Here is an 18,252-nt window from a genome sequence, read left to right as displayed (position 1 = left end):
CCCGACGAGGAAATCGCCCGCGTCGAGCAGCTGCTCAACACCCGCCCCCGAGCCACCCTCGGCTTCCAGACCCCCGCCTCTAAACTCAACGAACTACTCACCGTTGCGCCGACGCCCTGAAACCGCCGAGCGCTCCGCCCCACGGAGGTGGGACGGAGCGCTCACTCGACGGGGTGGGTCACGCCTTCTTGGTGGCGGCCTTCTTCGTCGTGCGGGTCGTCGTCTTCTTCGCGGTCTTCTTGGCCGTCTTCTTCACGGCGCGCTTGCGGGTCGTCGGGCCCTTGGCGCGCTTCTCGGCGAGCAGCTCGAAGCCACGCTCCGGGGTGATCGAGCTCGGGTCGTCGTCCTTGCGCAGCGTCGCGTTGGTCTCGCCGTCGGTGACGTACGGACCGAAGCGGCCGTCCTTGACCACGACGGGCTTGCTGCTGACCGGGTCGGGGCCGAGCTCCTTGAGCGGCGGCGTCGCGGCGGCGCGACCGCGCTGCTTGGGCTGCGCGTAGATCGCGAGCGCCTCCTCGAGCGTGATGTCGAAGAGCTGCTGCTCGCTCACGAGCGAGCGCGAGTCCGTGCCCTTCTTGAGGTAGGGGCCGTAGCGCCCGTTCTGCGCGGTGATCTCGACACCCTCGGCGTCGCTGCCGACGACGCGCGGCAGCGAGAGCAGCTTGAGCGCCGACTCGAGGTCGAGGGTCGCGAGCTCCATGTCCTTGAAGAGCGAGGCCGTGCGCGGCTTGGCCTTGGCGGCCTTCTTGGCCTTGGGCTTGTCACTGCCACCAGCCTCGTCGTCCTCGATGACCTCGGTGACGTAGGGGCCGTAGCGACCGGCGCGCGCGATGATCTCGCGACCGGTCTCGGGGTCCTTGCCAAGCACCTTGCCGTCGTCGGCCGCGACCTCGAGCAGCTCACGCGCCATCGCGGGGGTCATCTCGTCTGGCGGGATGTCGTCGGTGATCGTCGCTCGGCGCGGGGTGGCCGGGACCTCGGCGCCGTCGGCGACCTCGCCCGTCGCGAGGTCGACCCCCGCGGGCACGAGCTCCTCGACGTACGGGCCGTAGCGGCCCACCCGCACGACGATGCCGTCGCCGATGGGGATCGTGCTGATCTCCTTGGCGTCGATCTCACCGAGGTCCTCGACGAGGCTGCGCAGACCCGCGGCCGTGGTCGCCTCCTCGCCGAAGTAGAAGCGCTTCAGCCACTCGACGCGCCCCTCCTCGCCGTTGGCGATGCGGTCGAGGTCCTCCTCCATCGAGGCGGTGAACTCGTAGTCGACGAGGTTGCCGAAGTGCTCCTCGAGCAGGCGCGTCACGGCGAAGGCGAGCCACGTCGGCACGAGGGCCTGGCCCTTGGTGAAGACGTAGCCACGGTCCTGGATCGTGCCGATCGTCGCGGCATACGTGGACGGGCGGCCGATGCCGCGCTCCTCCATGGCCTTGACGAGCGTGGCCTCGGTGAAGCGGGCCGGCGGGCTCGTCTCGTGGCCGTCGGCCTCGGCACGCACGACCTCGAGGGCCACCCCTGCGGAGAGCTTGGGCAGGCGGCGCTCCTCGGCGGCGGCGTCGGCCTTCGCGGCGGCCTCGTCGTCGCGGCCCTCCTCGTAGGCGGCGAGGAAGCCCTTGAAGGTGATGACGGTGCCGCTGGCGCTGAACTCGACCGACTGCGCGCCCTCGATCGCCGTGTCGACGGCGAGCTTGACCGTCGCGGTGGAGCCGCGGGCGTCGGCCATCTGCGAGGCGACGGTGCGCTTCCAGATCAGCTCGTAGAGTGCGAACTCCTCGCCGCGCAGCGCGCCCGCGACCTGGGCCGGCGAGCGGAAGCGGTCACCGGCGGGACGGATGGCCTCGTGGGCCTCCTGCGCGTTCTTGACCTTCTTCTCGTAGCGGCGGGGGCTGTCGGGGACGTACTCGGCGCCGTACATGTCGCGGGCCTGGCTGCGCGCGGCGGTCGTCGCGGCGTCCGACAGCGTCGTGCTGTCGGTACGCATGTAGGTGATGTAGCCGTTCTCGTAGAGCCGCTGCGCCACGCGCATCGCGTTCTTGGACGACATCCGCAGCTTGCGCGAGGCCTCCTGCTGGAGGGTCGAGGTCGTGAACGGCGCCGACGGGCGGCGGGTGTAGGGCTTCTCCTGGACGTCGGTGACGCGAGCCTTCAGGGGCAGGCACGCCTCGGCGATCCGGGTCGCGAGCGCCTCGTCGAGGTGGACGACGCCCTTGCCGGTCAGGCGCCCGTCGTCGGCGAAGTCGCGGCCGGTGGCCACGCGCGTCCCGTCGACGGACGACAGGCGCGCGGTGAACTGCTGGCTCGCGCTGTCGGGCGTGAACTCGCCCTCGACGTCCCAGTAGGAGGAGCGGACGAACGCCATGCGCTCACGCTCGCGCTCGACGACCATGCGGGTCGCGACGGACTGGACTCGGCCGGCCGAGAGGCCCTGGCGGACCTTGCGCCACAGGACCGGGCTCACCTCGTAGCCGTAGAGACGGTCGAGGATGCGGCGGGTCTCCTGGGCGTCGACCATCGCGGTGTCGATCTCGCGGGTGTCGTTGACGGCACGCTGGATCGCCTCGCGGGTGATCTCGTGGAACACCATGCGCTTCACGGGAACTCGCGGCTTGAGCGCCTCGAGCAGGTGCCAGGCGATGGCCTCGCCCTCGCGGTCCTCATCGGTGGCGAGGTAGAGCTCGCTGGCGTCCTTGAGCAGCCGCTTGAGCTCGGCGACCTTCTTCTTCTTGTCCGGGTCGACGACGTAGTACGGCTCGAAGCCGTTGTCGACGTCGACGGCGAACTTGCCGAACGGGCCCTTCTTCATGTCGGCCGGCAGCTCGGACGGGTTGGGCAGGTCGCGGATGTGACCGACGGACGCCTCGACCTCGAAGTCACCCCCGAGGTAGCCGGCGATGGTCTTCGCCTTGGCTGGCGACTCCACGATGACGAGCTTGCGCCCCTTGCCTGCGGCCATGGTGCACCTTCAACTTCCCGCATCTCACGTGCAGCGGATTCGTCGCTGCCCCGACGTGGACGCGGACCGACCGTAACAGCCCGCGCCGGGTGCGGTCTCCCGGCATCCGGCGACGAGGGCGTATGCCGTGTCGCCCGGGCCGTCCGGCGGACGCCCTCAGGCGACCGGCCAGTGGATGACGGTGCGCCAGGTGGCGGGGTCGGGCTCGCGCTCGGGGTCGCTGAGGTAGCTCTCCCACACGACGGGGCCCGGGACCAGCCGCTGGCCGACCATCCACTGCTCGACCTGGCTGTAGGTCTCGCCCATGGTGTCGTAGGGCCCGACATGCACGGCCTCGACGGCCTGCCCACCCGGCAGCGTGCCGGGCACCACCTCGCCGTCGGGCGCGACCGGGGTCGCCACCGGGAAGCCGGCCTCGACGTCGACGACCGACGTGGGCATGCCGTGGTAGAGCCCGAAGGGTGGGCCGGCAGGGACCTGTCCCTGCTGCCCGAGGACCGCAGCGGTGGCGGAGAAGGCGCGGGCGAAGAAGGCGGGCAGCTCGTCCGTCGCCACCTTGTCCCGCAGGACCGCGGTGGGCTGCTCGGGGAGCTCGACGGTACGTATCTCGTTCATCGATCCAGCGTCACCCCGTGGACGCGGCATCGACAGGGCCGAAGGGCCCTGCCCCGGAGCGGGAGGAGGGACTTCGGCCCAGAGGCCACCTCACGGCATACGACGTGCGGAATGATGATCCGCACGACCACGTTCCTCTGATAGTTTAGAGTTCAATAAATTCGGAAGGAACCGCCATGTCTGCCCCCGTCCTCTACCTCAGCCACGGCGCACCGCCGCTCGCCGACGACGAGCGCTGGACGGGCGAGCTCGCCGGTTGGTCCGCGGACCTGCCGAAGCCCAAGGACGTCCTCATGGTCTCCGCGCACTGGGAGGACGCGCCGACGACGCTCGGCTCGACGACCGGAGCCCCGCTGACCTACGACTTCTGGGGCTTCCCCCAGAAGTACTACGACGTCACCTACGACGCCCCCGCCGCACCCTTGCTCGCCGACGACGTGACGAAGCTGCTGACGTGGCCCGGGCACCGGGTCCACCGCGACGAGGCGCGCGGGCTCGACCACGGCGCCTACGTCCCGCTCAAGGAGATGTTCCCCGACGCCGACGTCCCCGTGCTCCAGATGTCGATGCCGACGCTCGACCCGCGCGGCCTCTTCGAGATCGGCCGGCGCCTCGCGCCGCTGCGCGAGCAGGGCACCATGATCGTCGGCTCCGGCTTCACGACCCACAACCTGCGCTGGTTCAACCCGCACGCCGGCGCCGACGGCCTGCCGCCCCGCGCGAGCGCCGAGTTCGACCACTGGGCCCAGGAGGCCATGAAGGCCCAGGACGTCGACAGCCTGCTCGACTTCCTCGACAAGGCACCGGCCGCGCACGAGGCCCACCCACGCACCGAGCACTTCGCACCGCTCTTCGTCACGCTCGGGGCGGCCTACGAGTCCGGCGGCCTCGACAACAAGAGCGTCATCGACGGCTTCTGGTTCGGCCTGAGCAAGCGCTCCTGGCAGTTCGGCTGAGCCGCGAGGAACGACTCCGGCGACTGGGCTCCGGCCGGAGGGGACCGGCGGGAACCGGCGGGAACCGGCGGGTAACCCCACCCGTTCGAGAGGGTGTGGGGCCCCACGATCGCGGCCGCGGCTCGGAACCTCCCCTGACTCCGAGCCGCGGTCGCACCCTCTCCACCCGGAGGCCGAAGGGGTCCGCGGGGCCACGGAACCCACCCGTTCGCCCGCCCGTCGCAGGCGCACGGCACGTAGAGTGGCCGTACGCCCGACGAGCGCGCCGCAGGCGTGTGTCGTGCCCCCTCCGCGGTGCACCTCCCACGGTCAGTCCAGCGGTCTCGTGCTCGGCGGGCGAGGGACTTCGGTCGCGTCGCCGACGCGGCCGGCACGCGAGGGAAGGACCCGCTTCACATGACTGACCAGCCCGCCGCCCAGCAGGCCACCGCAGCCGCGCCCGCCCAGGTCGCTCCCCTCGAGCCGCCACCCGGCGAGGCCTTCATCCTCACGGCTCCGGCACCGACCGCCCCCGTGGCCGAGACGGCCGCCCCGAAGATGGCCCCCGCGGTCCCCGAGGCCGCGCTGCCCGGTCTCGACGCCAAGGTCGACACCTACCTCGCGTCGCTCAGCAAGGCCGCAGCCCGCTCCCCCGAGTGGGAGACCAAGGCCGCCGACGTGCGCAGCATGGGCAACGACGAGGTGCGCTTCGCCGCCGAGAGCAGCAACCGCATGCTCCAGATGCCCGTCAAGGCGCTCAACGAGGGCGGCCTGTCGGGCAACTCGAAGGTCGGCAAGACCCTCCTCGACCTGCGCCGCACCGTCGAGGACCTCGACCCGGGCCAGGCCACAGGCGCCAAGAAGTTCCTCGGCATGATCCCCTTCGGCGACAAGGTCACCGACTACTTCCGCAAGTACCAGTCGGCGCAGAGCCACCTCAACGGCGTCCTCCACGCGCTCCAGTCCGGCCAGGACGAGCTCGTCAAGGACAACGTCGCCCTCAACCTCGAGAAGAAGAACCTCTGGGAGTCGATGGGCCGGCTCAACCAGTACGTCTACGTCGCCGAGCGGCTCGACGCCAAGCTCGCCGCGCAGGTCGCGACCGTCGAGGCCACCGACCCCGACACGGCCAAGGCGCTGCGCGAGGACGTCCTCTTCTACGTCCGGCAGAAGCACCAGGACCTGCTCACCCAGCTCGCCGTCTCGATCCAGAACTACCTCGCGATCGACATCATCATCAAGAACAACATCGAGCTCATCAAGGGCGTCGACCGCGCGACCACGACGACGGTCTCGGCCCTGCGCACCGCGGTCATCGTGGCCCAGGCCCTGAACAACCAGCAGCTCGTGCTCGACCAGATCACGGCCCTCAACACGACGACCTCGGGCATCATCGAGCGCACGTCGGAGGCCCTCAAGCAGAACTCGGCCCGCATCCAGGAGCAGTCGGCCAGCGCGACGCTGTCGATCGAGTCGTTGCAGAAGGCGTTCGCCAACATCTACGAGACGATGGACACCATCGACCAGTTCAAGGTCCGCGCCCTCGACAACATGGCCGCGACGATCGGGACGCTCGAGACCGAGGTCGCCAAGTCGCGCTCCTACCTCGACCGCGTCTCGAAGCAGGACGCTCGCCGGGCCGAGAACGCCGCACCCGGTCTGCTCGACCTCGGATCGGGCCGGTGAGCACCTGCTCGAGGTCCAGCTGAGGTTCGACCGGGGTCCGGCGCAGGTTCGACCACCGGGGACGGGGCGCGAGGCAGGTGGCGACCCGGAGAGCAGGATGTGCGTGGCCGTCGACGGTCGGCGCCCGACACACCAGAGGGGAAACAACGCAGTGGGAATCCGGTCGTGGTTCGGGTTGGACCGGCCCGAGGCACCCGAGCCGGTGCGCTCGGGACCACCGACCACCGAGCAGCTGCTCGGGGCGCTCGACGCCATCGAGCAGCAGGCCCGCGAGGGCCGGGTGCCCGGCGTCGTGCTGTCGCGCCTGCTGCGCGTCACCCGCATCGTGCGCCAGACCCTGCCGCGCCTGGACAACCTCGGGCTCGGCAGCAGCCAGGGCTTCAGCGTGATGGCCACCGCCACCGACTACCTCCCGGTCGCGATCGGGAACTACCTGCGCCTGCCGCGCGACTGGGCCGACACCCGTCCCATCGCGGCGGGCAAGAGCTCGGTCATGCTCCTCGTCGACCAGCTCGACCTGCTCGGTACGACGATGGACAAGGTCTACGACGCCGTATGCCGTGCCGACGCCGAGGCGATCATCGTGCACGGGGCGTTCCTCGAGCAGAAGTTCGGGCAGGCCTCGACCGGGGGCGCGCTGGGGCTCGGCCCCGACCCCGTCCAGGTGGCGCCCCCACCCGACCCGGCCACGTCACCCGGCCCGTTGGCCCCACCACAATGAGGAGGCCCGCCGCATGAGCACTGACGAGTCACGCCTCGCCGAGAGCCTGGTGCAGCTGAGCGAGGTCGCGGCCGAGGCCGGTCTCGACCCGGCCGCGGCGCGCGACGAGGGACTGCGCGTGGCCGCCGCCCTCGCCGAGGCCGTGCCCGGCGCGGCGCCGGCGTGGGCCGAGGTCGCTCACCCGGGCCTGACCGACGTCGCCTCGATCAACGAGGCCTTCTTCGAGGCCGCGTCGCGTGGGCGGCGCTGGCGGGGGGCCCCGACCGAGCTGCTCGAGACGCTCGTCGACGCGCAGCACTCCCTCGCCCCGGAGTACGCCGAGGCCCTGACCGAGGTCGCCTCCTCCGCCGTCATGCTCGGCACGGCTCCGATCTGGGTCATCGCCAACGCGGCGGCCGCATCGGGCGCCTACCTCGCCGCGGCCCGCCTCCCCTCGCAACGGGTGCCGGCGTTCCCCGGGATCGGCCTCGGTTCACCCGACCCGATGCGGCCGAGCGTCCCCGGCCCGATGGACCCACGACACGTGGATCCCTCTGTCGCGCAGGGCGGCCCGGTCGGTGCCACCGCAGCTGCCGAGCCGGCCCAGCCGCCGGCGGAGCCGGAGGAGCCCGCCGAGCCGGAGAGGTCCGTCGAGGAGCTGCTCGCCGAGCTCGACACGATGATCGGGCTGGCACGGGTGAAGAAGGAGATCCACCGCCAGGTGGCCCTGCTCACCGTCGAGAAGATGCGGACCGAGGCTGGGCTCAAGGCCCCGAAGATGAGCCGTCACCTGATCTTCGTCGGCAACCCGGGCACCGGGAAGACCACCGTGGCCCGGCTCGTCGGCGGCATCTACAAGGCCCTGGGCCTGCTGCCGACGGGACAGCTCGTCGAGGTCGACCGCAGCGAGCTCGTCGCCGGCTACGTCGGGCAGACCGCGATGAAGACGGCCGAGGTCTGTGCCAAGGCGACCGGCGGCGTGCTCTTCATCGACGAGGCCTACGCCCTGACGGGCGACCAGTACGCGCAGGAGGCGGTCAACACCCTCGTCAAGGAGATGGAGGACCACCGCGAGGACCTCGTCGTCATCGTCGCCGGCTACCCCGACCCGATGGTCGGCTTCATCGCCCAGAACCCGGGCCTCGCGAGCCGGTTCACCACGACGATCGAGTTCGACGACTACTCCGACGACGAGCTGCTCGCCATCCTCGACTCCATCGCCGGCGGCAGCGACTACGAGCTGACCGATGACGCCCGCACCCACGTCCGGCACCAGCTCGAGGCGACGCCGCGCACGCCGGCCTTCGGCAACGGCCGCTTCTCGCGCAACCTCTTCGAGCACGCCGTCGGCCGCCACGCGTGGCGCCTCAAGGACGCGAAGGAGCCGAGCCGCGACGACCTGCGTCTACTCATCGCCGGCGACTTCATCGAGCAGCCCGACGAGCCCGACCGGCCGGACCACCTCGACGCCCCCGACGACCTCCCCACCGACATCCCCACCGACATCCCCACCGACATCTCCACCGGGGACCTCGCGGACCAGCCGCGGCATCCGGCGGAGGTCAGGGCAGACCCTGATGGTCCGGCGGGAACCGATGAGGCAGTCTCGGACGATCACGACGCAGACGAACACGACTCGCAGGACCAGCAGGTCCAGCACCACCAGCACGACCAGCAGGACCACACCAGCGCGAACGAGCACGAGGACACGGCATGAGCGCACCGACGACGAACATCCCCGTCGCCATCCCGGCGGGCGGCTCGTCGCGCGCGCCCGCAGGTCAGCAGCCGCGCACCATCGCGGGAAGCCTCTCCGGCGGCGTCCCCGGGGCCCGCGGCATCGCCGACCGCCTGCTGCACGGCACGCCCGGGCGGATGCGCCTCTTCGGCCTCCTCGGCGTCATCGCGGCCGTGCTGCTCGGCGCGGTCAGCGCCAACGCGCTGCTCGCCTCCCAGGCCGCCGTGGAGCGTGCGGCCAACAACACCGCCCAGGTGGTCCGCGCCCAGTCGATCCACGTCGACCTCCTCCGCGCCGACGCCGTCGCCACCAACGCCTTCCTCGTGGGCGGCCTCGAGTCGCCGGAGTCGCGCGCCAGGTACGAAGGCGCGATGGGTCGGGTCGCGTCCGGCATCGCGGTGGCCGCCGCCGCCCAGCCCGCCGACGGCAAGGCGCTCGGCGTGCTCGCCCAGCGCGTGCAGACGTATGCCGCCCTCGTCGAGCAGGCCCGGAGCAACAACCGTCTCGGCCTGCCGGTCGGTGCGCAGTACCTCACGCAGGCGAGCGCGGGCCTTCGCGCCGACGCGATCCCGATCGTGACGCAGATCGTCAAGGCCAACGAGGACCGCTCGCAGAAGGAGTTCGACCGGAGCAACTCGAGCCTGCAGCTGCTCGTCGGCGTCGTCTCCCTCATCGGGCTCGTCGCGCTCGCCGTCTGGCTCGCGAAGCGGACCCACCGCTACCTCAACCTGTCGCTCACCGGAGCGATCGCCCTGCTCCTCGTCGCACTCTTCGTCACGGCGACGACCATCACGGGCATCGGCAGGGCGACCCGGGACGTCGCGCAGGGCGACTTCCAGAGCGCCGTGACCCTCGCGAACGCCACGACAGGCGCCAACGACGCCCGCGCCAACGAGAGCCTCACCCTCATCAAGCGCGGCTCCGGGGCCGCCAACGAGAAGTCGTGGAAGAACGACCAGGCAACCGTCGAGACCGACCTCGGACGCCTCAGCGACACCAGCCTCAGCGCCCTCTGGAACGACTACGTCGCCTCGCACCAGAAGGTCCGCTCGCTCGACGACGGTGGCCGGTGGGACGACGCCGTCAAGCTGTCGACGAGCACCGCGGCCGACGGTGCAGCCAGGACCTTCGGCGACTTCGACGTCGCCGTGACGCAAGCCCGCGACGACGCCGCCAAGACCACCGTCTCGAGCCTGGAGGGACTGGGCGGCAGCGCGCCGCTCATCGCCGTCATCGTCGCTCTCGCAGCGCTCGTCGCGTCGTGGCTCGTCGTCCGAGGTATCGGCCAGCGGATCGAGGAGTACCGATGAGCCTCCTGCCGACGGTGCTTCGCCGCCGCCTCCCCGCCCTCGTCGCCGTCGTGGGCCTGGGCGCCCTGGCCGGCTGCTCGGGGGTCACGTACGCCGAGACGCCGCTGCCGACGACGTCGCCGTCCAAGCCCTCGAGCAGCGCGCCCGCTGTCGCCGCACCGACGTGCGACAACGCGACCCAGTCCTACGACCCGCTGCCCAACCTGCCGAGCCGGGCCGCGATCAGCGACGCGTCGATGCGCAGGATCATCGACAAGGGCTACCTCACCGTCGGCATCTCCGCGGACACCTACCTCTTCGGAGCCCGCAACGCGTTCACCGGTGGCATCGAGGGCTTCGACATCGACATGGCGCGTGCCGTGGCCAAGGCGATCTTCGGCGACCCGAACAAGGTGCAGCTGCGGGTCATCACGGCCGGCGACCGCATCCCGCTCCTGAAGAGCCGCGAGGTCGACATGGTGGCCCGCAACATGTCGATGACGTGCGGGCGCTGGAACGACATCGCGTTCTCCGCCGAGTACTACCGCTCCGGCCAGAAGGTCCTCGTCAGCAAGGCCCTGCCCGGCGCCAAGGACCTCAGCCTCGCCGACCTCAAGGGCAAGAAGGTCTGCGCGCCCACGGGGACGACGTCGCTGACCAAGCTCCAGCAGGTCAAGGGCCCCGTCGTCGTCACGGCGGGCACGCACACCGGCTGCCTCGTGCTGCTGCAGCAGGGCAAGGCGGACGCCATCACCGGCGACGACACCGTGCTCGCCGGCCTCGCCGCGCAGGACCCCAACACCGTCATCACGAGCGCCAAGGCGATCACCGTCGAGCCCTACGGTCTCGGCCTGAACAAGGACGACACCTACCTCGCCCGCTACGTCAACAGGGTCATCGCCGACCTCGAGGCCGACGGGCAGTGGAAGGCCATCTACAACCGTTGGCTGGCGGCGCCGCTCGGTCCCGCGCCGGCGCCCCCGACACCGGTCTACGGACGATGACCGCAGTGCCACAGAGCCAGTCCGACCCGGGCACCGTCGCCCCCACGGCGCCCGGCCGTCTCGGCGTGCCCGTCCAGGCCGCGGAGGCGCAGACGTACCTCTTCGCCCTGCGCGAGTGGGTCGCCCAGCGCCGGGCCGACCTCGGCGAGGTCGACCGCGCCGTGCTCAAGCTCTCGCAGGCCGAGCAGGTCGCCATCACCAACGACCTCACCGTCGCCCTGACCTTCTGGAAGGCCGTCAGCGACCGGCTCACCCTGCTCGAGACGACGTTCGACGGCGGCCGAGTCGGCCCGGTCGAGGCCGAGCGCCTCTCGACCCTCATCCACGGCCGGCTCGACTCCAACACCACCGAGCACCTGTCGCTGCCCTCCAGCGGCTCGCTCGCCGTGAGCCTCCCCGAGGCGTGCCGGCTGCTCGACTCACTGACCCGCACCCTCCAGGCGCGAGCCTCCCTCGCTCCCGGAGCCGCCGAGGCGACGCAGCGGATCACGCTGGTGCGCGCGGGAATCGAGCGCACCCGCGACCAGGTCCCGCTCGTGCCCGCCGGTGCGCAGCGCGACGACGCCACCGAGAAGCTCGCGAGGCTGGACCGTCGCATGGACGACCTCGTCGAACGGGCCCGCCGAGGAGCCGACGTCGGCGGGATCATCGGGCCGCTCGAGATCGACGTCGCGGTGCTCGAGCGCGACCTCATCGTCGCCGCGGCCGAGCGCGCCTCCGCCGCCCGCAGCCGCGTGCGCACCCAGCAGCAGGTGGAGGAGCTCGACGCCCGCGCCGCCGCGATCCGCGCGCTCGAGCGCGCCTGCCTCGAAGCCATCACCCCGGCCCCGCACCTCGCGATCCCCAACGTGCGCGCGCTGGGACCGGTGCCGCAGGCGGCAGCCGAGCTCACGGCATACCGCGCCAAGCTCGAGCGCGTCTCGCGCGCGCTCGACCTCGCCCACGAGACGTATGCCGCAGGCCTGGCCGAGCGCGACGAGGTCGTCGGCCTCGTCGGCGCCGTCGGAGCCATGGCCGCCTCCGCGACGCTGGCGCCCGAGGTGGTCGACGACGTGGCCGAGCTGCGGCGGCGGCTCGACGAGACCCTCGCCGCACGTCCCCTGCCGATCGCCCGGGCCCGCGCCCTGGCCGCCGCCTTCTCGGCCTACGTCGACACGGCGACCCGACCCCAGCCGCGCGCCGGACGTCCCGTCCCGGGGCCTGCCGCCTCGAGTCCTCCTGCCGCGAGTGCTCCCGCTCCCCGTCCCCCTGCACCCCGACCCCAGAGGCCACGCCCATGACCTGCACGCAGCCGGGCTGCACCGGAACGATCGTCGACGGCTACTGCGACGTGTGCGGCATGGCCGCAGGGTCCAACCCGGTCCCTGCACCCGCAGGTGCCAGTGGTCCCGCCCGTCCGGCAGCAGGCCTGAAGGCAGCTCCTGCCCCCATGCCTGCCCCGGCCGCGCCCGACGGACCGGCGATCCCGGAGGGTGGGGCCTGCCAGCAGCCCGGGTGCAGCGGCACCATCGAGGCCGGCTACTGCAACGTCTGCGGCACGCCGGCCGACCAGCTCAGCGCCGCCGGCTACGCGGCTGCCGAGAAGCCGAGCCCTGACGGCGCCGGCGCCGAATCGGCCGTCTCCACGGGCACCGCGGGCGTCGGCCCCGAGATCTCCACCAGGTCGGCTGCCTCGAGCAACCTCGCGTCGGCGGCCTTGGGCTCCAAGCGAGCCCGCGAGTCCGGGTCCATCGCGACGCGTCGCACCGGAGGCTCGCAGCGCCTCCGCTCGGCGCGCCTCGGAGGCGGCATCACGACCGTGCGCCCGGCCCCCGAGATCGACGCCGCCAAGGCCCTGCTGACCAACCCGTCGGTCCCCGAGAGCAAGCGCTACTGCCCCAAGTGCGGCGAGCCCGTCGGTCGGGGACGTGACGGCAAGCCGGGCCGGACCACCGGCTTCTGCGCCAAGTGCCGTCACCCGTTCTCCTTCGACCCCAAGCTCAAGGCCGGCGACCTCGTCGCCGGCCAGTACGAGGTGGCGGGCTGCCTGGCCCACGGCGGTCTCGGCTGGATCTACCTCGCGCGCGACAAGAACGTCTCCGACCGCTGGGTCGTGCTCAAGGGCCTGCTCAACTCGGCCGACCCCGACGCCCTCGCCGCCGCGATCGCCGAGCAGCGCTTCCTCGCCCAGGTGTCGCACCCGAGCATCGTCGAGATCTACAACTTCGTGACGCACGACGACGCCGGCTACATCGTCATGGAGTACGTCGGTGGCACGTCGCTCAAGTCGATCCTCAAGCAGCGCCTGCAGGCCGCCGGGAAGTACGACCCGCTGCCGGTCGACCAGGCCCTCGCGTACATCCTCGAGATCCTGCCGTCGTTCCAGTACCTCCACGACCTCGGGCTCGTCTACTGCGACTTCAAGCCCGACAACATCATCCAGGTCGGCGACGAGGTCAAGCTCATCGACCTCGGTGGCGTGCGTCGGGCCGACGACGAGGACTCGGCGATCTTCGGCACCGTCGGCTACCAGGCACCCGAGGTCGCCGAGCTCGGCGTGTCCGCCGCGTCGGACATCTACACGATCGGCCGCACGCTCGTCGTGCTGACGATGGAGTTCCGCGGCTACCAGACCACCTACCTCAACGTGCTGCCCGCGCAGGACACGGTGCCGGTCTTCCAGCGCTACGACTCCTTCTACCGACTCGTCGCCAAGGCCTGCGCGCCCAACCGTGACGACCGCTTCGTCTCGGCCGACGAGCTGCGCTCGCAGATGATCGGTGTGCTCCGCGAGGTGGTGGCCCTCGACCGGGGGGCCGGCGCCGCGACGACGACGGTCAGCTCGCTCCTCTTCGACGTGCCGACCCCCGGTGTCGAGCCCGACGACTGGCGCAACCTGCCCGCACTGCGCCGCGACCCGCACGACCCGCAGACCGGCTGGCTGACCACGGTCTCCGGCACCGCCGAGGAGCGGCTCGCCGTCCTGTCGCGGGCGGCCGTCCGCACGACCGAGGTGCTGCTCGAGCAGGCCCGCACGGCCCTCGACGCCGGACAGCCCGACGTGGCCGAGTCCACCGCGGGCGAGCTGCTCAAGGCCGACCCGTGGGAGTGGCGCGCGGTCTGGGTGCAGGGCCTCGCCGCGCTCGAGCGGGGCGACTCCCGCGCCGCCCAGGCCGCCTTCAACGCCGTCTACGGCCAGGTCCCCGGCGAGCTGGCTCCCAAGCTGGCCCTCGCGCAGGCCTCGGAGCAGGCCGGCGACGACGCCGTCGCCGAGAACCTCTACGTCGCCTGCGCCCGCACCGACGCCACCTACGTGCCGATGGCGGCCTTCGGTCTCGCCCGCATCCGGGCTGCACGGTCCGACGTCGACGGCGCCGTGGCGGCGTACCGTCTGGTCCCGATGCAGTCGAGCGCCTACCGCACGGCTCGCGCGGGCCTCGCCGAGCTGCTCGCCCGCGCCAACCGTGGGCTGCCCGACCTCGCCGAGGCGCTGCGTACGCTCGACGACACGTCGCTGTCGGCGCGGCGCCGAGCCGAGCTGACGACGCTGATCTACCGTGAGGCGCTCGTGACGGTGGAGAAGAGCGGCAACAAGGCCGACGTCCGCCTCGGCGAGCACAAGGGCACCCCCAACGGTCTGCGCGTCGGGCTCGAGGAGGCCCTGCGTGAGCTGGCCAAGCGAACCCCCGACCTGTCCGAGCGCGTTCCCCTCGTCGACGAGGCCAACGCCATCCGACCCTGGAGCCTCTGGTGACCCACATCCCGACGACGGGAGCGCCCCAGTCCGCTCCTGTGCCCGCACCCGAACCTGCGACGAGCGCGGGACCGGCGGGGCTGTCCGCACCCGCGGCGCCCACGACACACACGCCGCCCACGGCGTCGCGCGACTGCCCGGTCTGTGGCACGGCGAACCCGGCCGAGTCGAGCTTCTGCGAGGCCTGCGGGGCCGACCTCGTCGTCGCACCTCGGGCCGCCACGACGGCGTCACCGGGCCTGCCCGCGGCAGCCCAGGTCGACAGCCAGGACGGTGCAGTGCTCGCGACGGCGACACCGCAGACCGCGCCCGCGGGTGAGGAGTCACCGCTCGACGTCGGCTGGACCGGAGCCGTGCCCTCCTCGGCGGTCGCGCCCGCGGACGACGAGCTGACCTGCCACGCGTGCGGCCAGGGGCGTATCGTCGACGGCTACTGCGACCACTGCGGCACTCCCCCACCCAACCCGCGCGACCACCTCGTCGAATCCCCGGCTGCCTGGGTCGGCGGCGTCTGCGACATCGGCCGGCGCCACGCCCGCAACGAGGACGCCATGTCGCTCAGCGCCGCCGAGGCCCCGGGCTCGCGCGCCGTCCTCGTCGTCTGCGACGGCGTCTCGATGGCGACCGACTCGCACATCGCCTCACTCGCCGCAGCGAAGGCGGCGCGGGCCGTCCTCGACCAGCCGTTCCCCAAGGGCGCCGGCACCCCGGACGCGTGGGCGGCGGGTGCCGGACGGGCGCTCACCAGCGCCGTCGCCCAGGCCAACGAAGCCGTGGTGGCGGCCGTCGTCGAGGACGTCCCCAACCCGCCGTCGTGCACCTTCGTCGCCGCGGTCGTGGAGGACGACATCATCGTCGCCGGCAACGTCGGCGACAGCCGCGTCTACTGGCTTCCGGATTCCGTCGACGAGCCCGCGCGCCAGCTCGGACGCGACGACTCGTTCGCGCAGGAGCAGATGGCAGCCGGCGTCCCCCGGCTCGAGGCGGAGACCGGTCCGCACGCGCACTCGATCACGCGCTGGCTCGGGCGGGACGCACCCGATGACCTCACGCCGCACCTGACGACGGTGACGGCCACGCCGGGGTGGCTCATGGTCTGCTCCGACGGCCTCTGGAACTACTGCTCCGAGGCCGAGGCGCTGCGCAGCCTGCTGCGCGACGCCGCGGCACGGGTCGACGTCACGCCCACCGCGGTGGCCCAGGCGCTCGTCGACTTCGCCAACGAGCAGGGTGGACGCGACAACATCACGGTTGCCCTCGCCAGACTGGCTGGGCGAGGATCGAGCACGACGACCGAGGCGACCGCATCGGCGGCGCCGGTGGAAGGGGAACCGACGGATGGCTGACTTCACGGCAGAGGTGTTCCAGAACGAGTTCCTCCCCGACGGGGGCACCGACGTCCACGCGATCGTGCGGGTGACCTCGACGGGTGCGTCCGCGGCGACGGCCGCGGCCGGGCTGACCGACCCGGGGTCGGCCGCCGAGGTGATCCTCATCGACACGTCCGGCTCGATGGGGCGCCGCGGTGTCCAGGCGGCCGGTGAGGCTGCCAAGGCCGCGCTGGCCGAGATCGTCGACGGCACGCTCTTCTCCATCGTCTCGGGCAACGGCACGGCCCAGATCGTCTACCCCTACAGCCACCAGGGCGCCCTCGTGCCGATGTCGGCCCACACCCGTGGCGAGGCCAACCGCGCCATCGAGGGGCTGCGCGCCAACGGCGGCACGGCGATGGGCACGTGGCTTACCCTCGCCCGCCAGATCTTCGAGACGGTCCCGCACGTGACGAAGCGTCACGCGATCCTGCTGACCGACGGCGTCAACGAGGGAGAGACCGCTGCCTCGCTGCAGGCTGCGGTCGCCGGCTGCGTCGGCGCCTTCCAGTGTGACTGCCGCGGAGTGGGCGACCAGTGGCGCGTCGACGAGGTGCGCGGCATCGCCTCCGCACTGCTCGGCACCGTGGACCTCATCCCGGCCCCGGAGGAGATGGCCGCCGAGTTCGAGGCGATGATGCGCGCGTCGATGTCGCGCGGAGTCGCCAACTCCGAGCTGCGCGTGTGGGTCCCGCAGGGCGCCGAGCTGCTCTTCGTCAAGCAGGTCTCGCCGACGCTCGAGGACCTCACGTCGCGCCGCACCGTCGTCAACCCGCTCACCGGCGCCTACCCGACGGGCGCGTGGTCCGACGAGAGCCGCGACTACCACGTGGCCGTGCGCCTCCCCGCGCGCACGCTGGGGCAGGAGCAGCTCGCGGCCCGGGTGCAGTTCTCACTCGGCGGTGACCCCGTCGCGCAGGCACTGGTCAAGGCCAAGTGGAGCAACGACGACTCGCTGACCACCCGCATCGACCCCGCGGTCGCCGCCTACACCGGGCAGGCCGAGCTCGCCACCGTCATCCAGGAGGGTCTCGCGGCCAAGGCAGCCGGACAGGACGACGTCGCGACGGCCAAGCTCGGCCGAGCCGTGCAGCTCGCCGACGCCACCGGCAACGACGAGATGACGACGCGCCTGAAGAAGGTCGTCGAGATCGACGACGCCGACACCGGCACCGTCCGGCTCAAGAAGGGCGCCTCGAAGATCGACGAGATGTCTCTCGACACGGCCTCGACGAAGACGAGCCGGGTGCGTCGATGAGTGCGGTCTGCCCGAACGGCCACACGTCGGAGGCCGAGGACTACTGCGACACCTGCGGCTCGCCCATCGACGCCAGCGCCCAGCCTGCGACGACCGGCGGCGGGGGTGGCGCCGCACCGGCGGCCGCGCCCGGGCCTTCCTCGACTGCTTCCTCGACTGCTTCCTCGCTCGACCTCGGCCCGTCCTCGGCTGCGTCCGCCGCTGCGTCTCCGGGTGTGGCTCCGGCGCCTGCCGCTCCGGCCGGCCCGGCGGTGCTCGAGTGCCCCAACTGCAAGACGGAGAACCCCGACGGAGCCCTCTTCTGCGAGGCCTGTGGCTACGACTTCACGACCGGCGCGATGCCGCGCGACCCGTCCGCCGGTCCTGGCGACCTGCTCGACACCGAGCCCGATGGTGAGGCCGTGCCCGGGCCGGCGCCCACCGGCGGGTCGGCAGCGGTTGCTGGGCCGGCATCCGCGCCGGAAGAGGCGGCCGAGTCGTTCGAGTGGCTGGCCGAGGTCTGGGTCGACCCCGACTGGTACCAGACCCAGGAGGCCGAGGACCCCTGCCCCTCGCCCGGTCTGCCGACGATCATGCCCCTCCGGCACCGCAGCGTCCTGCTCGGCCGCGTGTCCACGAGCAAGAACACCCGACCCGAGATCGACCTCTCCTCCGACCCCGGCGTGAGCCGCCGTCACGCCCAGCTGACCACCGACGGGACGCGGTGGTTCGTCGAGGACCTCGGCAGCTCCAACGGCACCTTCGTCGGGCCTGCGGCCGGACCGCTGCCGGTGATGGCCATTGCCGTCGGACCCAAGACCGAGCTCAGTGACGACGACCGGCTCTACGTCGGCGCGTGGACCCGCGTCGTGGTGCGCCGCGCGACCCCCGACGAGGTCGAGGCCTACGCCTGACGTCCACGTCGGGAGCTGAGCGCTCGACGAAGGGTTTGCATCGAGTGGTCGGTGACGGCATACGCCATCGGTGTCGTAGTT

Annotated in this window: 13 protein-coding genes; 11 read left to right on the top strand and 2 right to left on the bottom strand. The window is 72.0% G+C overall.

Annotated elements, in window-relative coordinates:
* Positions 1–178: 178 nt before the first annotated feature.
* On the bottom strand, positions 179–2,950 hold the full coding sequence (gene topA / locus ABD831_RS12825) for a type I DNA topoisomerase (RefSeq protein ID WP_344946899.1): 2,772 nt from the start codon (positions 2,948–2,950) through the stop codon (positions 179–181).
* A 156-nt stretch (positions 2,951–3,106) separates the two neighbouring features.
* Positions 3,107–3,565 carry a GyrI-like domain-containing protein gene (locus tag ABD831_RS12820; protein ID WP_344946896.1) on the bottom strand — a complete coding sequence of 153 codons (459 nt, stop codon included), beginning with the start codon at positions 3,563–3,565 and terminating at the stop codon, positions 3,107–3,109.
* A 176-nt stretch (positions 3,566–3,741) separates the two neighbouring features.
* Between ABD831_RS12820 and ABD831_RS12815 the strand changes: the two genes are divergently transcribed.
* The 11 genes from ABD831_RS12815 (at position 3,742) to ABD831_RS12765 (ending at position 18,171) form a co-directional block, all read left to right on the top strand.
* Complete coding sequence (locus ABD831_RS12815; protein WP_344946894.1) at positions 3,742–4,521, top strand: dioxygenase family protein; 780 nt, start codon at positions 3,742–3,744, stop codon at positions 4,519–4,521.
* A 396-nt stretch (positions 4,522–4,917) separates the two neighbouring features.
* Complete coding sequence (locus ABD831_RS12810) at positions 4,918–6,186, top strand: toxic anion resistance protein (protein ID WP_142179110.1); 1,269 nt, start codon at positions 4,918–4,920, stop codon at positions 6,184–6,186.
* Between the two features lie 151 nt (positions 6,187–6,337).
* Positions 6,338–6,907, top strand: coding sequence for a hypothetical protein (locus tag ABD831_RS12805; RefSeq protein WP_142179111.1), 570 nt, complete (start codon positions 6,338–6,340; stop codon positions 6,905–6,907).
* A gap of 13 nt (positions 6,908–6,920) precedes the next feature.
* A complete protein-coding gene (locus ABD831_RS12800) occupies positions 6,921–8,603 on the top strand; it encodes an AAA family ATPase (protein ID WP_344946884.1) in 1,683 nt (560 codons plus the stop codon).
* Positions 8,600–9,934 (top strand): hypothetical protein, encoded by a 1,335-nt coding sequence (locus ABD831_RS12795; protein ID WP_344946881.1) that lies wholly within the window; start codon positions 8,600–8,602, stop codon positions 9,932–9,934. Before ABD831_RS12800 ends, ABD831_RS12795 begins: the two co-directional genes overlap by 4 nt.
* A complete protein-coding gene (locus ABD831_RS12790) occupies positions 9,931–10,917 on the top strand; it encodes a glutamate ABC transporter substrate-binding protein (protein WP_344946878.1) in 987 nt (328 codons plus the stop codon). The genes ABD831_RS12795 and ABD831_RS12790 overlap by 4 nt, the downstream gene beginning before the upstream one ends.
* A gap of 5 nt (positions 10,918–10,922) precedes the next feature.
* A complete protein-coding gene (locus tag ABD831_RS12785; protein ID WP_344946874.1) occupies positions 10,923–12,197 on the top strand; it encodes a hypothetical protein in 1,275 nt (424 codons plus the stop codon).
* A complete protein-coding gene (locus ABD831_RS12780; protein WP_344946871.1) occupies positions 12,194–14,650 on the top strand; it encodes a serine/threonine-protein kinase in 2,457 nt (818 codons plus the stop codon). Before ABD831_RS12785 ends, ABD831_RS12780 begins: the two co-directional genes overlap by 4 nt.
* Positions 14,647–15,996 carry a protein phosphatase 2C domain-containing protein gene (locus ABD831_RS12775; protein WP_344946867.1) on the top strand — a complete coding sequence of 450 codons (1,350 nt, stop codon included), beginning with the start codon at positions 14,647–14,649 and terminating at the stop codon, positions 15,994–15,996. Before ABD831_RS12780 ends, ABD831_RS12775 begins: the two co-directional genes overlap by 4 nt.
* Positions 15,989–17,278, top strand: coding sequence for a VWA domain-containing protein (locus tag ABD831_RS12770; RefSeq protein ID WP_344946865.1), 1,290 nt, complete (start codon positions 15,989–15,991; stop codon positions 17,276–17,278). The genes ABD831_RS12775 and ABD831_RS12770 overlap by 8 nt, the downstream gene beginning before the upstream one ends.
* Positions 17,275–18,171 carry a double zinc ribbon and FHA domain-containing protein gene (locus ABD831_RS12765; RefSeq protein WP_344946863.1) on the top strand — a complete coding sequence of 299 codons (897 nt, stop codon included), beginning with the start codon at positions 17,275–17,277 and terminating at the stop codon, positions 18,169–18,171. Before ABD831_RS12770 ends, ABD831_RS12765 begins: the two co-directional genes overlap by 4 nt.
* The last annotated feature ends 81 nt before the right edge of the window (positions 18,172–18,252 follow it).

The organism is Terrabacter ginsenosidimutans (assembly GCF_039539425.1).
Lineage (GTDB): Bacteria > Actinomycetota > Actinomycetes > Actinomycetales > Dermatophilaceae > Terrabacter > Terrabacter ginsenosidimutans.
The sequence above is the reverse complement of the archived record's forward strand: the minus strand, read 5'-3'. Positions and strand labels throughout refer to the sequence as shown.

Excerpts from the sequence above, each read along its gene's own strand:
- topA (WP_344946899.1), bottom strand. The coding sequence starts at position 2,950 with ATGGCCGCAGGCAAGGGGCGCAAGCTCGTCATCGTGGAGTCGCCAGCC.
- ABD831_RS12820 (WP_344946896.1), bottom strand. The coding sequence starts at position 3,565 with ATGAACGAGATACGTACCGTCGAGCTCCCCGAGCAGCCCACCGCGGTC.
- ABD831_RS12815 (WP_344946894.1), top strand. The coding sequence starts at position 3,742 with ATGTCTGCCCCCGTCCTCTACCTCAGCCACGGCGCACCGCCGCTCGCC.
- ABD831_RS12810 (WP_142179110.1), top strand. The coding sequence starts at position 4,918 with ATGACTGACCAGCCCGCCGCCCAGCAGGCCACCGCAGCCGCGCCCGCC.
- ABD831_RS12800 (WP_344946884.1), top strand. The coding sequence starts at position 6,921 with ATGAGCACTGACGAGTCACGCCTCGCCGAGAGCCTGGTGCAGCTGAGC.
- ABD831_RS12795 (WP_344946881.1), top strand. The coding sequence starts at position 8,600 with ATGAGCGCACCGACGACGAACATCCCCGTCGCCATCCCGGCGGGCGGC.
- ABD831_RS12790 (WP_344946878.1), top strand. The coding sequence starts at position 9,931 with ATGAGCCTCCTGCCGACGGTGCTTCGCCGCCGCCTCCCCGCCCTCGTC.
- ABD831_RS12780 (WP_344946871.1), top strand. The coding sequence starts at position 12,194 with ATGACCTGCACGCAGCCGGGCTGCACCGGAACGATCGTCGACGGCTAC.
- ABD831_RS12770 (WP_344946865.1), top strand. The coding sequence starts at position 15,989 with ATGGCTGACTTCACGGCAGAGGTGTTCCAGAACGAGTTCCTCCCCGAC.
- ABD831_RS12765 (WP_344946863.1), top strand. The coding sequence starts at position 17,275 with ATGAGTGCGGTCTGCCCGAACGGCCACACGTCGGAGGCCGAGGACTAC.